Consider the following 16,521-nt stretch of genomic DNA (forward strand, 5'->3'; position numbering starts at 1 on the left):
TATATTATAATCTTCTTACAGCTTCTTTAAATTTTCTTCCTCTATCTTCGTAATTTTCAAACAAATCAAAACTAGCACAAGCTGGAGACAATAAAACGGTATCTCCTTTGTCTGCTAACTTGTAAGCTATTTTCACTGCTTCATCTGCAGTTGCAACCTCTTCTATAAAGTCTACAATACTCCCAAACGCATTTTTAATTTTGGCATTGTCTAAGCCCAAACAAATAATTGCTTTTACTTTTTCTCTTACCAAAGGATACAATTCTGAATAATCATTCCCTTTATCCACACCACCCACAATCCATACCGTAGGATGATCCATACATTCTAATGCATAAAATGTTGCATTTACATTTGTTGCCTTTGAATCGTTGATATATTCTACACCATTTACTTTTATCACAGATTCCAATCTATGCTCTGCACCTTCAAAATTTTCTAAGGATTCTAAAATCGTCTTTTTCCTCGCTTTTAGGAGTTGAGCAGCCAACGATGCTGCCATTGCATTTTTAGTATTGTGTTTTCCTTGCAATGATAATTTTGAGATACTCATTCTTAATTTTTCTTTGTTTATTTTTATTACTATATCATTTCCATCAACATAGGCTCCGTATTTTAGTTTTTGCACTAACGAAAAAGGCACTAGTTGAGCTTTTGGATTGTATTTTTTTATCCCCTCTACAATCACGGGGTCATCTGCATCGTAAATTAAATAATCTGATGCTTTTTGATTTTTTGTGATTCTAAATTTTGAAGCAATGTACTTGTCAAATTCATAATCATATCTATCTAAATGATCTGGAGTGATATTTGCAATTACAGCAATATGAGGCCTAAAAGACACTATTCCATCTAACTGAAAACTACTCAGTTCCAATACATATTTTGCGTAGGTTTCATTCGCTACTTGTTTGGCAAAACTATCTCCTATATTCCCTCCAATTCCAACATGATACCCTTCCTCTTTCAACAAATGATATGTCAACATTGTTGTGGTTGTTTTTCCGTTAGAACCTGTAATCCCCACTACGATAGCATCGCTATATTTGGATGCAAATTCAATTTCAGAAATGACCGGAATTTTTAATGCTACCAGTTGCTGTATCATAGGAATGTGATCTGGAATTCCAGGACTTTTCACCACTATGTCTGCATTCACAATCAATTCCAGAGTATGCTGTCCAGATTCAAAAGCAATTTCTTCCTCTTGTAAGATCTCTAAATTGGGGCTTTTGATCACCGATTTATCGCTCACAAAAACATCCATCTCTAGCTTTTTTGCTAAAATGGCTGCTCCTATACCGCTTTCACCTCCTCCTAAGACAACAACTCTACTCATAATTTCTTTTATCTCATTTTTAAAGTAACCACGGACAATACTGCCAATAAAATCCCCACAATTAAAAATCTTGCTACAATCTTACTTTCATGGTATCCTTTCTTTTGATAATGATGATGCAAGGGAGCCATTTTAAAAATTCGCCTTCCTTCACCGTATTTCTTTCTTGTGTACTTAAACCAACCTACTTGCAAAATAACCGACATATTTTCTGCAAAAAAGATTCCTGCTAAGACAGGAATCAACAACTCCTTACGAACCGCAATTGCAATCACAGCTATAATCCCTCCAATTGTCAAACTACCCGTATCTCCCATAAATACTTGAGCTGGGTAGGTATTGTACCATAAAAAACCAATCAACGCACCTGCAAAAGCACTTATATAAACGGTCATTTCTCCAGAATTAGGAATGTACATGACATTTAGATAATCTGAAAAAACAATGTTTCCTGACACCCAACAGAAGACTCCCAACACCGCAACTATAATGGTAGACGACCCTGCAGCCAATCCATCAATTCCGTCTGTTAAATTTGCTCCATTAGAAACTCCTGTTACAATAAAAATAACCACTGGTATAAAAATAATCCATGCATAATCTGCAGCATTGTCTCCAACCCACGATAAGACAGAAGCATAATCAAACTCATTGTTCTTTAGGAAAGGAATGGTTGTTTTTACTGATTTATGCGCTTCTCCAAACAAATGCGTATTTGCTATCTTTTTAGAAAAAGGCAGCTCTTCTTTTAATGTTACTGACGGATGAAAATAAAGCATAACACCTACAAACAATCCTAAACCTACTTGGCCTAAAACTTTGAACCACCCTTTTAGCCCCTCTTTGTCCTTTTTGAACACTTTAATGTAATCATCTATAAAACCAATAGCTCCCATCCAAAGTGTTGTAACCAACAAAATAACAATGTAAATATTTTCTAATTTTGAAAACAAAAGCACAGGAATCAACGTTGCTAAAATGATGATGATTCCTCCCATAGTTGGAGTTCCAGATTTTTGAACTTGTCCATCCAAACCTAAATCTCTAACCGTTTCACCAATTTGTTTTTTACGTAAAAAATCAATCAATCTTTTACCATAAATGGTCGACAGCAATAGAGAAGTCATAAATGCCAAAGCAGAACGAAATGTGATGAACTGAAACAAACTTGCCCCAGTTAGTTGAAATTCATTCTCTAAGTAATCAAATAGATAATACAACATTATTTTTTTAGTATTTGAAAGGTTTCTATAAGTATCTCTTTATCGTCAAAGTGAGTTCTCTCACCATTTATTTCTTGATAGGTTTCATGACCTTTTCCTGCCACCAAAACCACATCTCCTTTTTTCGCCAATTTACAAGCTGTTTTTATTGCCTGTTTTCTATCCAAAATGCTCAACACTCTAGAAACATCTTCTTCTGCCACTCCAGCTTCCATATCTTCTAGAATACACATAGGGTCTTCTGTTCTTGGATTGTCCGAAGTTAAAATCACTTGATCGCTAAATTCCATAGCAATAGCAGCCATCTTTGGTCTTTTGGTTTTATCTCTATCTCCTCCACAGCCAACAACAGTAATGATGTTTGTTTCTAATTGCACAATATCTCTGATTGTGCTCAATATGTTTTTTAAAGCATCTGGCGTGTGTGCGTAATCTACCACACTTACAATTCCCGCGCTCGAAACTTGGTATTGAAATCTACCGTCCACACTTTTCAACTGACTTAAGGCGATAAGCAACTCCTCTTCTTCCACACCTAATTCACTAGCTACTCCATAAATAGCAGCCAAATTAGAAGCATTAAAACCACCTACTAATTGCACCCAAACCTCTTGGTTATTAACTACCAACAACATCCCTAAAAAGCTCTTCTCAACAATCTTTACTCTATAATCTGCCAACGTTTTTTGAGCATAGCTTTTTTTACTTGCTTTGGAATTCTGCAACATAAAACTTCCGTTTTTATCATCTAAATTGGTCAATGCAAAAGCCTGTTTACCCAACTCATCAAAAAACACTTTTTTCACATCTCTGTATTCACTAAAAGTCTTATGATAATCCAAATGGTCATGGGTTAAATTTGTAAAAACTCCTCCGTCAAAATCCAATGCATAAGTTCTAGATTGGTGAATTCCATGAGAACTAACCTCCATAAAACAATAAGTCACTCCATTGGCAACCATTTCTGCCAAATACTTATTGATCGTTAAAGAATCTGGTGTGGTGTGTGTGGCTGGATACTCTTTAGCACCTACCTTAATTTTTACTGTAGACAACAAGCCTGTTTTGTAACCCAACAATTGAAACAACTGATACAGTAAACTAGCCACCGTTGTTTTTCCATTGGTCCCTGTAACTCCAACCAATTTTAATTTTCCCGAAGGATGTCCATAAAAATTAGCCGCTACCAACGCCAATGTTTTGTCAGCATTTTCTACAACTATGTATACAACTGAAGCAAGTATTTCTTTTGGAAGTATTTCACAAACAATCACGTTTGCACCCAAAGCAATTGCCTTAGCAATGTAATCATGCCCGTCAACATGCACTCCTCTTTGAGCAATGAACAAAGTATCTTCTGTCACTTTTCTAGAATCAAAAGCAATTGCAGACACCTCAACCTTTTCCTTAAAGTTGATTGCCTCCAATACTGTTACTTTTTCTAAAATTTCTTTTAACTCCATACCCTTAGTTTAACACTACTTGTTGTCCTTTTTTAATTGACACTCCTACGTGAATTGACTGTTTTCTTACCTCTGCATCATCTCCTAACACTGCTACTCGCAATCCTTTATTCTCTAACACCGAAACAGCATCCATCAATGGCATCCCTTTCACATTCGGCATTTTTGACTCTTCGCTTGTATTATTTTTCTGATAACGATCGTATTTTTTTTCTAACGTTGTTAACGTTGTATCTTCTGTTAGAATTACATTTTTTTCTTGCAAATCACTTGCATATATTTTCTGAGCTATCGCTTTAAAAACTGGTGCTGCTACTGTAGCCCCATAGTATCCTTTTCTTTTGTTTGGTTTATTTACAACCACAATACAAGAATACTTTGGATTTTTAGCCGGAAAAAAACCTGCAAAAGAGGATACATATTGTGTGTTCCCTGTCCAATACTCTGTTTGACAAGTTCCTGTTTTACCTGCCATAGAAAATCTTGGAGAATACAACGCCTCTCCAGTTCCTCTTTTTACTACATTTTCTAAGATTGTCTGGAGTTTTCTCACATTGTCTTTTGATGCAATTCTCTCCTTTATCACCTCTGTCTCAAACACTTTCTCTACTTCTCCTTGATTCCTCAACTCTTTGATAAATCTAGGCTTCACCATCACTCCATCATTTCCAATAGCATTGTAGAAAGTCAACAATTGCAAAGCCGTCACTTTGATTCCATATCCCCAAGCCATCCAAGGCAAAGACAAACCACTCCAACTATTTGGATCTCCTTTTTTCACATATTTAGGATCCGGAATATAAGGCTTTCCTTCTCCTTTGATAGGAACTCCTATTCTAGCTCCAAAACCCAATTCATGAACTCCATCTACGAACTGTTGCGGATTGTCTCCGTAAGAATTCATCACCATCTTAGCAATTCCAACATTGGAAGAAACCTCTATAGCTCTAGCCAACGAAATTTTACCATATCCACCTCTGTGAGAATCAATGATACTTCTTCCGTATACCTTTATCACCCCCTTCTCAGTATCTATAACATTTCCCGTATCTATTTTTTTATCTTCTAAACCAACCAATAAACTTGCTAACTTAAAAGTAGACCCTGGCTCTTGTGCCTCATAAAGCGCGTAGTTTCTTTTTTCATAATAACCTCCATACTCTGATTTTCCTAAATTCACAATTGCCCTAATCTCTCCTGTTTGGGTTTCCATTACCACTACACATCCATGATCTGCTTCAAAGTTCTCCAACTGCTCCAATAAAGCATAATGGGCTACATCTTGAATATTTACATCAATTGTTGTAATAACATCACTCCCATCTTGTGGCTCCTGTTCGTTTTGATCATTGATAGGCTTCCATTGCCCCTTGGCTATTTTTTGTTTTTTTCTCCAACCGTGTTGCTCTCTTAAATAATTAATATAAGCTCCCTCTACACCAACATTACCTCTATAATCTGAATACCCAACAGTTCTAACCCCCATTTCTCCCAAAGGTCTAGCCCTAACATTTCTTTGCTCTGTAATTAAACCTCCTCTATATTGACCTAATTTTAAAATCGGAAACGTTTTTAGCTTGGCATAATCTATATACCCCAAATCTCTAGCTAACAACAAGTATCTATTTTTACGTCTTTTGGCTGTACGCAAATAATTTCTATAATGAGAAGAAGATTTCCCAAACAAACCAGATAAGGAATCACTCAAGGCATTGATATTCTTTTCAAAAACATCATTTTCAATGGTAACCATATCTAAACGAACTGTGTATTTAGACATTGTAGTCGCTAACAAATCTCCACCAGTTGCATAGATATTTCCTCTATTGGCAAAAACAGTATCCGTTTTAATGGTACGTTGTTGAGAAATTTTTTTATAATAAGGACCTTCTACAGATTGAATAAACCCCACACGTATTGCCAAAACAACAAAAGACACAGCTAGCACTAACACTAACCAGCCTAACTTGTCCATAATGCTTTTTTCCGTGGTACTCACTGTTTTATTTATTTTGATGTTTTGACAACTATTTTTACTGGTGGTTCTTTTGAAGAAACCAATCCTTGACTTATTACTTTATCTTTGATACTCGACTCCATTTTTAAGCGAGTTACCTTGGTTGCACTATCTACATATTCAGCTTTAAGCGACCTTATTTTTTTCTGAAGCGATGCAATTCTCATTACTTTTTCATCCGTCTGATGAGAACAGGTAATCATTACTATAGACATTCCCAAAACAATAAAAATGACTTTCCAATTCCGAAAAGAATTCCCTTTGATTAAAAAATCACCTTTTAACATCCCTGAAAAAAACTCACCAACTCCAACCATTGCCTTAATTTTTCAATTTTGCTATTCTCAACTTAGCGCTCCTTGCTCTATTATTCTCTTTAATTTCTTCATTACTCGGCAAAATCAATCCACCAACTTTTACCATTGGAACACTAAAATTCCCATAAAAATCTTTCTCTGGCTCCCCTTCAAACATTCCTTTCTGAATAAACCTCTTCACCAACCTATCCTCTAAAGAGTGGTAAGAAATCACACTCAACCTTCCGTCTTCTGTTAAAATATCTGGAATCTGAGTTAAAAACTCTTTCAACACTTCCAACTCTTGGTTTACTTCAATTCTTAACGCTTGAAAAATCTGAGCCAATATCTTATGTTCTTTTGCTTTTGGTAAAAATTGAGCCAACACTTCTTTCAATTGGAAACTTGTTTCTATTTTCTGTTCTTCTCGTACAGCTACAATCACTTTGGCCATTGCACGTCCATTTCTCAATTCCCCATATTGAAACAAAATATTTGCAATATCTTCTTGCGAAAAATAATTTACAATATGAGCTGCACTTACCTCTGCTTTCTGATCCATCCTCATATCCAAATTCGCATCAAAACGGGTAGAGAAACCTCTTTCTGCCTGATCAAACTGATGAGAAGAAACACCAAAATCACCCAACACACCATCTACTTTTCTAGCTCCGTAGAATCTTAAAAAACGTTGTATGTATTTAAAATTCTGAGGTATCAATGTAAAACGTTCGTCATCTATTGCATTCTCATACGCATCCGGATCTTGATCAAAAGCAAACAATTTACCTTCTGAACCTAAACGAGACAATATTTCTCTAGAATGACCACCGCCACCAAAAGTTACATCCACATAAACACCATCTGGTTTTATAGCCAAGGCATCTACACTCTCTTTCAACAACACTGGTTTATGATAACTCATTTTCTTCTGTATTTAATCCTCCCATTACTTGTTCTGCCAATTCTGCAAAATCATCCATAGCACCTTCAATTGCATCTTCATACAACTGTTTGTCCCAAATCTCTATAATCGACACTGCAGATGAAAACACCACCTCTTTTCCAATTTTTGAATACACTAACAAATCCTTAGGCAACAACAAGCGTCCAGAAGCATCCAATTCAACATTTTTTACTCCCGCAGTAAACAATCGGATGAAATCATTGTTCTTTTTCACAAAACGATTCAGTTTACTTACCTGCCCCATTACCTTCTTCCACTCTTGCATTGGATACAATTCCAAACAAGGTTGAAAAACAGAACGCTTCAACACAAAACCCTCATGCACAACACTTTCCAGCTGCTTTTTTAAGCCAGCAGCCATCATAACTCGACCTTTTGAGTCCGTTTTGCATTCGTATGTTCCTATTAATGATTCCATTGTCTATTTAACTTTCCAAAAATATAAAATATTTTACCACTTTCTACCACTTTCTACCACATTGTTGATAAGTTTTGACACAAACAAAGCACTGAGCTATATTTTTAGCTATCAACCCATTAGGATTCTATATTTTATCAATCTGCCTATATTACATAATACGTGGTTTTTTACTAAAAAAAGTTTACATTTGTGCCAAACCTAAGCCTAGAGTATAAGCATGGAATACAACGTTAAAACGGAAGGAGAGTTTAAATATATAGAAGCTGGAGAAGGAAAAACCGTTATTCTTTTACACGGTCTGATGGGAACTCTTGATGATTTTGCTGGAGTAGTTAACTATTTTTCAAAAAAAGGATATCATGTTCTGGTTCCAGAACTACCAATTTACTCATTACCCATTCTTAAAACGAATGTTAAAAATTTAGCCAAGTTTGTAAAAACATTCATGGAATTTAAACAAATACCTAAAGCAACCTTTATAGGAAACTCTTTAGGAGGACATGTTTGTTTGTACCTTACTAAATCATTTCCAGAATTGGTAGAGAATTTAGTTCTTACAGGAAGTTCAGGGTTGTATGAAAAAGCAATGGGGGACACCTATCCAAAAAGAGGAGACTACGAATATATCAAAGCAAAAACAGAAGCTGTTTTTTACGATCCTAAAACAGCCTCTAAGAAAATGATTGACGATCTTTTTGCTGTTGTTAATGATAGAAATTGTGCTATTAGAATTTTGGCTTTAGCTAAAAGCGCTATTCGTCATAACATGGCCAATGATTTGCCTGATATGACTGTTCAAACCTGTTTGATCTGGGGAAAACAAGACGATGTAACACCTCCTGATGTTGCTGAAGAATTCAATAAATTAATGCCAAATTCTGATTTATTTTGGATTGACAGGTGTGGACACGCTCCTATGATGGAACACCCAGACTTATTCAACGAAATAGTAGATGCTTGGTTTGTGAAAAACAACATAAAGTAATGCAGATAAAATCTGCCGAGTTTATTATTAGTAATTCTGAAGTAAGCAAATGCCCTACAGAAAAACTACCTGAATACGCATTTATCGGACGTTCCAATGTTGGAAAATCGTCTTTGATTAATATGCTAACAGGTAGAAATAAACTTGCAAAAACATCAAGCACACCTGGAAAAACTCAGTTAATCAATCATTTTAAAATCAATAAAAATTGGTTTTTGGTAGATTTACCTGGTTATGGTTATGCACGCGTTTCTAGAACTACCAAAAAAGAATTCCAAAGTTTTATTACCGATTACTTTAAACAACGCAAAGAATTGGTTTGTACTTTTGTGTTGATAGACTCTCGTCATACACCTCAAAAGGTAGACGTTGATTTTATGGAGTTTTTAGCTGAAAACGAAATTCCTTTTGTGATTATTTTCACCAAAACGGATAAGTTAAAACCCAATGCAATTCTCCAAAACATCACTAAATACAAAGAGACTATGTTAAAAGGAAATTGGGCAGATTTCCCTATGTATTTTACCTCTTCATCTACCAGCAAAAACGGTAAAGAAGATATTCTAAATTTCATAGACAGCATTAACAAAGACTTTAATACGGGGAATTTGTAAAAAATTTGCCATGCATTCTACCAAAAACAACTTGCAGATTTTATTTGAAGACAATCACCTGATTGTGATCAATAAACGTTCTGGCGATATTACGCAAGGTGATAAAACAGGTGACAAGCCTTTAAGCGATGTTGTGAAAGAATATATTAAAGACAACGAAAACAAACCTGGGAATGTTTATTTAGGTGTAGTACACAGGTTAGACAGACCTACTTCTGGAATTGTGATTTTCGCTAAAACTTCTAAAGCATTAGAACGATTAAACAAAGCCTTAAGAGACAAGAAAATTCACAAAACCTATTGGGCTGTTGTCAATAAAATTGACATTCCTAACCAACAAACCTTAACTCATTTTTTAGTTAAGAATCCTAAAAACAATAAATCTAGCGTTTGCAAAGCAAACACTCAAGGAGCAAAAGAAGCTATTCTGCATTATAAGCTCGTTAAGAAATTAGATAATTTTCAATTATTAGAAATTGAACTAGAAACAGGAAGACATCACCAAATTAGAGTACAGCTTTCTACTATGGACTGCACCATAAAAGGGGATTTAAAATATGGAGCTAAAAGAAGCAATAAAGACGGTAGTATTCATTTACATGCTCGTAAAATAACTTTCATCCATCCTGTAAAAAAAGAACCGATAACTTTAATAGCTCCGGTTCCTGATGATGCTGTTTGGAAGAATTGCGAGAATTAAATCTTAACCTAATAATTCGTTCCGAAAACAATCTTATCATTTTTCTTATCATAAAAGACATGATAAAACTTTTCGTTTTCTTTTAATCTTACAAACGAAAAATACTCTAGTTTCCCTTTTATTTTTTGTTTTAATATTTTCGATACATATTTATAATCTTTCTCAGGATCATAATTTTCTAATGCTGTTTTCTCATCATTATAATCTACAATCCCTTGATTCGGCTGAACAATAAACTTTAACGTTTTATCTTCTTTTCTTACCTCATCACCTAACCTTGGTATAGATACCATTTTAAAACCACCAACAGAAGGCACCCTAATATTCTGCATCATCATTTGTTGTTGTCGCATCATTTGCTGCTGGAACATCTGTTGATGAAACATAAAACCGTCATTATAATTAGTTTCCTTAGAAATATAAGAAATACTTACAATTGCATTATCATTATTTTTTTCTTTATGCACTACTAATGAAGGCACATTACTTAGAAAATTAACACCTCTTACTACCTTATTAAAAACATCTGAATTGATTTTACCTAAATCTGCCAAATCGTTCAACATATATTCTCGTGATACACTTTTTTCTAAATCCAAGATCCTAAACATTACTTGCTTTTTATTTTCTACAAGAAAATAATAGTAATCTCTTGCTATAAACGCATTGTAATCTTTAGTCTTTTTAGCAAAACCAAACTCTAATTCATGATAACCAAGCCAAACAAAATTATCTTCAACTCTTTGTAGTTTTAAAATTAAAGACACTCTCTTCTTAGGGAATAAATAATTTAAATAAATATTATTTGAATCATAAAAAATTCTGTTCTCTGGAATTCCAATACTTTCTAAATAAGTCTTATTAGACACTACTTTTAAAGAGCTTATTTCTAAACCTTTATGCTTTTTATAAATCTCTTTAGGTAATGAAATTTTAGACTCTTTTTTGAGATTAACATCTTTAATGGTAATTGTTTTTATCTCGTTATTTTCTAAATACATAAAACACGAAAAATCATCTCCTGAAAATTTTTTATCAGGTTTTTCTACATCTAATTTTTCCACCTGCATCCTCTTGTCATTTAAGTTAATTGAGACAAGACTATAATCTTTTTCTGTTGCGCTATAAGAAGGTTTATTCTTAAATCTATTGGTTTTTTTCTTTGCAGAAAAAATCAACACCAAGTGATTTTGTGTTTTATGATACAATTCTAAATCCTGGAAAACCTCAGAATCAAACTTAGTTAAATACTCTGTAACTGTATCTTTTAAAGAATATACTCTATACTCATATTTATCAATTCTAGAGTTTTCTGTTCCTATAACAGTAAAAAAATCACTATTAATTTCGCAATTAGATATTTTGTTTATCTCAAACCCCTCCTCTAATTTGAAATTTTGAGAATGCCCCAAAACACAACAGCCTAGCAATACAATAAAATTTAATATTCTTTTCATTTCTTTTTTCTACAAAAATAAAAAAGCCTGACTCAGTCAGGCTTTTTCTACATATTATTTTTCTTATCACTTAAGCACAGTACTCATCGTATGCTCCAGACAAGTTTGCTGCAATTGCTTCTGCTGAATGCCCCTCAATATGATGACGTTCTAACATATGCACCAATTGTCCATCTTTAAACAACGCTACCGCTGGTGATGATGGAGGAAAAGGAATCATAAATTCACGTGCCTTTTGCACTGCTGGTCCATCTACTCCTGCAAACACAGTTCCTAAACTAGTAGGTAGTTTTGCATTTTGTAAAGAAGCTATTACTCCTGGTCTTGCAGTTCCTGCAGCACAACCACAAACTGAATTTACTACTACCAAAGCAGTTCCTTCTTTTGCAATAAATGATTCAACATCTGCTGGAGATTTTAATGCCTCTACTCCTGCTTGTACTAATTGAGCTTCCATTGGAGCTGTTAATTCTTGTGGATACATATGTATATACTTTAAAATTCTATAAATAAAAGATTCAACTTTTTTGAATCGCTTTGCAAATTTAGACAATAAATATTCCAAAACCTTACACTCTGACATTTTATCGAAAACACGCACAAACCATGCTCATTTCCATATCAAAACTGACAATACTACCGATTTTGATTAAGGCAAGATTCTTGTTTAACCTTAAACACGTAACAAAATGGTTATTTCTTTTTAAAACAACCTAAAAACATACAATACATGAAAAAATTTGCCAATTGGCTTGGAGCGGGAATAGGATTTGTAGCAGGCGGACCCATAGGAGCTGCCCTAGGATATTTGATAGGATCCGTACTAAAAGGAGCTGCCTCTGATTATTCTGAGTTTCAAGAAAATAACACAAACAGTTACACGGATAAAACCACACAAGCTGGAGATTTTGAAATTAGCTTACTGTTCTTATCCGCAGTGGTTATTAAAGCTGATGGAAAAATATTACAAAAAGAATTGGACTATGTTCGTAATTATTTTGTTCAGATGTACGGAAAAGACAGAGCCAACAACGCTTTTAAACTATTCAAAGGAATCATCAACGACACCTCTTTATCCACACAAGAAGTTTGTACACAGATTAGAAATCACATGACTGCTGAGTCTAGAGCTCAACTAGTCCACTTTCTGTTTTCTATTGCCAAAGCGGATGGACATGTAGCTGATATTGAAGTAGAAACCATCAAAGCTATTGCTACTTATTTATACATTAGTCCAGCTAGTTTTGAATCCATCAAAGCTATGTTTTATGAAAATAGCGAATCTGCATATCAAATTCTGGAGATATCAAAATCTGATGATAACGACACCATCAAAAAAGCCTACCGAAGACTGGTTAAAGAACATCACCCAGACAAATTAGCTCATCTAGGAGAAGAACATATGAAAGGAGCTCAAGAAAAATTCCAAAAAATTCAAGAAGCTTACGAGACTGTTAAAAAGGAAAGAGGGATTTAAACCTACATAAAAGATTAAAACTCAAAAGGGAATTGCTGATACATAAGTAATTCCCTTTTTTTTATTCCCTAAAAACTTAAAACACAAGCACAAATACCTGTTGTGATTCATCAATTAAAACCGTAATTTCGCTGTCCAAATTGAATACCAATAGAATGAGTGCAAATTTCAAAGAACATAAAGGATTAAGTTTAACAAACATAGCAGCAGAAACACTTAAGTTTTGGCAAGAAAACAACATCTTTCAAAAAAGTATTGATGCTAGAGAAGGTAAAGAACCTTATGTGTTTTTTGAAGGACCACCTTCTGCAAACGGATTGCCTGGAATTCACCACGTTTTAGGGAGAACTATTAAAGATGTATACCCACGTTTTAAAACTATGAAAGGTTTTAAAGTTCAGCGTAAAGCAGGATGGGATACTCACGGTTTGCCTGTAGAATTGGGAGTTGAAAAAGAATTGGGAATTACCAAAGAAGATATTGGTACAAAAATTACAATTGAAGAGTACAACATTGCTTGTAAAAAAGCTGTGATGAAGTACACAGATATCTGGAACGATTTAACGAAACGTATTGGTTATTGGGTAGATATGGAAGATCCATACATTACCTACAAACCAAAATACATGGAAACAGTTTGGTGGTTGTTGGGTCAGATTTATAAAAAAGATTTGATTTACAAAGGGTACACCATCCAACCTTATTCTCCAAAAGCAGGAACAGGATTGAGCTCTCATGAAATCAACCAACCTGGAGCTTACCAAGATGTTACAGACACCACTATTGTAGCACAATTTAAAGCCGTAAAAGAAACACTGCCTGCAAGCTTACAAAACTTAGCAGAAGTACATTTATTGGCATGGACTACTACTCCATGGACCTTACCAAGTAACACCGCATTAACTGTGGGACCAAAAATTGAATATGTATTGGTAAAATCATACAACCAATATACGTTTGAACCTATCAACGTTATTTTAGCTAAAAACTTAGTTGGAAAACAATTTGGAAAAAAGTTTACAGCTGTAGCTACAGAAGAAGAATTACAAGCTTATACCAAAACTGATAAAAAGATTCCTTTCTTAGTTGGAGAAACCTTTATTGGTAAAGATTTAGTCGGAATTAAATACGAACAATTATTACCATGGGCATTGCCTTTTGAAAATGCAGAAAATGCATTTAGAGTCATTACTGGTGATTTTGTAACTACAGAAGATGGTACAGGTATTGTGCACACTGCTCCTACTTTTGGTGCAGATGATGCTTTTGTTGCTAAAAATGCAAGTCCAGAAGTGCCACCAATGTTGGTGTTGGATGATAACGAAAACCAAGTTCCTTTAGTAGATTTACAAGGAAAATTCACCAAACATGTTGGTCCTCATGCAGGAAAATATGTAAAAAACGAATATTATAACGATGGTGAAGCTCCAGAGAAATCTGTAGATGTAGAAATTGCCATTCAGTTAAAAGAAGAAAACAAAGCCTTTAACGTAGAAAAATACAAGCACAGTTATCCACATTGTTGGAGAACTGACAAGCCTATTTTATATTACCCGTTAGACTCTTGGTTTATAAAAGTTACGGAAGTAAAAGACCGTATGCATGAATTAAATGAAACCATTAACTGGAAACCTGAATCTACAGGAACAGGTCGTTTTGGAAACTGGTTGAAAAATGCAAATGACTGGAACTTATCTCGTTCTCGTTACTGGGGAATTCCATTACCTATTTGGAGAACCGAAGATGGTACGGAAGAAATATTAATTAGTTCTGTAGCAGAATTAAAAGTTGAAATTGAAAAAGCAAGAGCTGCTGGAATTGAAAACCCTGCTAGTTTTGATGCTTTTGAGGTTGGAAACATGTCTGAAGAAAACTATGACAACATCGACTTACATAAAAATGTAGTGGATGCCATCACATTAATTTCTCCAAAAGGACAACCTATGAAACGTGAAGCAGATCTTATTGATGTTTGGTTTGATTCTGGTGCTATGCCCTATGCGCAACAGCATTATCCTTTTGAAAACAAAGAATTAATTGACAACAGAGAATTTTATCCCGCTGATTTTATTGCAGAAGGAGTAGATCAAACTCGTGGATGGTTTTATACTTTACACGCCATTAGCACCATGGTTTTTGACAATGTTGCTTATAAAAATGTAGTTTCTAACGGATTGGTTTTAGACAAGCACGGTAAAAAAATGTCTAAACGTTTAGGAAACGGAATCAACCCATTTGAAACCATGGATCAATATGGACCCGATGCGACTCGTTGGTACATGATTTCTAATGCAAACCCTTGGGACAACCTTAAGTTTGATTTAGAAGGAATAGACGAAGTGAGACGTAAGTTTTTTGGAACCTTGTACAACACGTATTCTTTCTTTACTTTGTATGCCAATATTGATGGATTTAACTATACAGAGTCAGACATTAAATTTGAAGACAGACCTGAAATTGACCGTTGGATTTTGTCAGAACTGAATACATTGATCCTAAAAACTGAAAAGTTTTACAATGAATACGAAGCTACCAAAGCAACTCGTGAAATTCAACATTTTGTTACCGAAAACTTATCCAACTGGTTTGTACGTTTGAGTAGACGAAGATTCTGGAAAGGAGATTATGGAACTGATAAAATATCAGCATACCAAACTCTATATACTTGTATGTTAACTGTAGCAAAATTAGGAGCTCCTGTAGCACCATTTTTCATGGACAGTCTTTACAAAGATTTAACCCAAGCCACTCATACAGAAAACTTTGAATCTGTACATTTGGCCGAGTTTCCAAAAGCAGACAAAACTACTATTGACAGTGACTTAGAACGCAAAATGCAAAAAGCACAACAAATATCATCTATGGTATTGTCTTTGCGTAAAAAGGAAATGATCAAAGTACGTCAGCCGCTACAAAAAATCATGATTCCTGTGTTGGACAATCAACAAAGAGAAGATATTCAGGCGGTTCAAGATTTGATTTTATCTGAGGTAAATGTTAAAGAAATTCAGTTGCTAGACGATGCGTCTGGTGTACTGGTCAAAAACATCAAACCTAATTTTAAAGTACTGGGACCACGTTTTGGAAAAAACATGAGATTCGTAGGTGCTGAGATTCAAAAATTTGGACAAGAAGAGATTGCAAAATTAGAGCGAGAAGGTAAAATTTCTATTGAAATTGAAGAAAATTTAGTAGATTTAACGCTTAATGACGTTGAGATTAGTTCACAAGACATTGAAGGTTGGCTGGTTGTGAATCAAGGAGGTTTGACAGTTGCATTAGACGTTACAATTTCTGATGAATTAAGAGAAGAGGGAATTGCAAGAGAATTGATCAATAGAATTCAAAACCTACGTAAAGATTCAGGTTTAGAAGTAACAGATAAGATCAAACTATCAATTGTTTCTAACCAAATTTTAAAACAAGCAATTGATGCCAACCAAGAATATATTAAAAGTGAAACCTTAACCCAAGAATTAGAATTTGTTTCTGAATTGAAAAACGGTTTAGAAATAGAATTTGATGACATTCAGAGTAAAATATTGATAGATAAAATTTAAGT

General features: G+C 34.5%; 14 protein-coding genes. 5 read left to right on the plus strand and 9 right to left on the minus strand.

Translation table 11 applies throughout. The features are described from left to right. Positions 1–4: 4 nt before the first annotated feature. From murD to mraZ, 7 genes are read right to left on the minus strand one after another with little or no spacing between them, the layout of a single operon-like run. Positions 5–1,339 carry a UDP-N-acetylmuramoyl-L-alanine--D-glutamate ligase gene (gene murD, locus Q4548_RS07460; protein WP_303453217.1) on the minus strand — a complete coding sequence of 445 codons (1,335 nt, stop codon included), beginning with the start codon at positions 1,337–1,339 and terminating at the stop codon, positions 5–7. A gap of 8 nt (positions 1,340–1,347) precedes the next feature. Further along, a complete protein-coding gene (gene mraY, locus Q4548_RS07465) occupies positions 1,348–2,562 on the minus strand; it encodes a phospho-N-acetylmuramoyl-pentapeptide-transferase (protein WP_303453219.1) in 1,215 nt (404 codons plus the stop codon). Further along, entirely contained in the window at positions 2,562–4,025 is a 1,464-nt protein-coding gene (locus tag Q4548_RS07470; protein WP_303453221.1) for a UDP-N-acetylmuramoyl-L-alanyl-D-glutamate--2,6-diaminopimelate ligase, read from the minus strand. Before Q4548_RS07470 ends, mraY begins: the two co-directional genes overlap by 1 nt. Before the next feature lie 4 nt (positions 4,026–4,029). Next, positions 4,030–6,024 (minus strand): penicillin-binding transpeptidase domain-containing protein, encoded by a 1,995-nt coding sequence (locus tag Q4548_RS07475; protein WP_303453223.1) that lies wholly within the window; start codon positions 6,022–6,024, stop codon positions 4,030–4,032. 8 nt (positions 6,025–6,032) lie between these two features. Then, positions 6,033–6,359 carry an FtsL-like putative cell division protein gene (locus Q4548_RS07480; RefSeq protein WP_303453226.1) on the minus strand — a complete coding sequence of 109 codons (327 nt, stop codon included), beginning with the start codon at positions 6,357–6,359 and terminating at the stop codon, positions 6,033–6,035. A 4-nt stretch (positions 6,360–6,363) separates the two neighbouring features. Further along, the gene (gene rsmH, locus Q4548_RS07485) at positions 6,364–7,263 is read right to left on the minus strand and encodes a 16S rRNA (cytosine(1402)-N(4))-methyltransferase RsmH (RefSeq protein WP_303453229.1); all 900 of its coding nucleotides are present in this window, start codon (positions 7,261–7,263) and stop codon (positions 6,364–6,366) included. Next, the gene (gene mraZ, locus Q4548_RS07490; RefSeq protein WP_303453231.1) at positions 7,250–7,723 is read right to left on the minus strand and encodes a division/cell wall cluster transcriptional repressor MraZ; all 474 of its coding nucleotides are present in this window, start codon (positions 7,721–7,723) and stop codon (positions 7,250–7,252) included. The genes rsmH and mraZ overlap by 14 nt, the downstream gene beginning before the upstream one ends. Positions 7,724–7,943: 220 nt before the next feature. Between mraZ and Q4548_RS07495 the strand changes: the two genes are divergently transcribed. From Q4548_RS07495 to Q4548_RS07505, 3 genes are read left to right on the plus strand one after another with little or no spacing between them, the layout of a single operon-like run. Beyond that, positions 7,944–8,711, plus strand: a complete 768-nt coding sequence (locus Q4548_RS07495) for an alpha/beta fold hydrolase (protein WP_303453233.1) — start codon at positions 7,944–7,946, stop codon at positions 8,709–8,711. After that, positions 8,711–9,325: a ribosome biogenesis GTP-binding protein YihA/YsxC gene (gene yihA, locus Q4548_RS07500; RefSeq protein ID WP_303453236.1), complete on the plus strand. Its 615-nt coding sequence runs from the start codon at positions 8,711–8,713 to the stop codon at positions 9,323–9,325. Before Q4548_RS07495 ends, yihA begins: the two co-directional genes overlap by 1 nt. A 10-nt stretch (positions 9,326–9,335) precedes the next feature. Beyond that, entirely contained in the window at positions 9,336–10,025 is a 690-nt protein-coding gene (locus Q4548_RS07505; protein WP_303453238.1) for an RluA family pseudouridine synthase, read from the plus strand. 8 nt (positions 10,026–10,033) lie between these two features. On the opposite strand, the gene Q4548_RS07510 is transcribed toward Q4548_RS07505, so the two are convergent. Then, positions 10,034–11,482 (minus strand): hypothetical protein, encoded by a 1,449-nt coding sequence (locus tag Q4548_RS07510; protein ID WP_303453240.1) that lies wholly within the window; start codon positions 11,480–11,482, stop codon positions 10,034–10,036. A 70-nt stretch (positions 11,483–11,552) separates the two neighbouring features. Continuing rightward, a complete protein-coding gene (locus tag Q4548_RS07515) occupies positions 11,553–11,966 on the minus strand; it encodes a BrxA/BrxB family bacilliredoxin (protein ID WP_303453241.1) in 414 nt (137 codons plus the stop codon). Positions 11,967–12,212: 246 nt separating this feature from the next. On the opposite strand from Q4548_RS07515, the gene Q4548_RS07520 reads away from it, so the two are divergent. Together Q4548_RS07520 and ileS are read left to right on the plus strand one after the other, a co-directional pair. Further along, on the plus strand, positions 12,213–12,959 hold the full coding sequence (locus Q4548_RS07520; RefSeq protein WP_303453243.1) for a TerB family tellurite resistance protein: 747 nt from the start codon (positions 12,213–12,215) through the stop codon (positions 12,957–12,959). A 155-nt stretch (positions 12,960–13,114) separates the two neighbouring features. Further along, the gene (gene ileS, locus Q4548_RS07525; protein WP_303453245.1) at positions 13,115–16,519 is read left to right on the plus strand and encodes an isoleucine--tRNA ligase; all 3,405 of its coding nucleotides are present in this window, start codon (positions 13,115–13,117) and stop codon (positions 16,517–16,519) included. Positions 16,520–16,521: the final 2 nt, after the last annotated feature.

Origin of the sequence: Wenyingzhuangia sp. 2_MG-2023, assembly GCF_030548295.1 — a bacterium.
GTDB lineage: Bacteria > Bacteroidota > Bacteroidia > Flavobacteriales > Flavobacteriaceae > Wenyingzhuangia.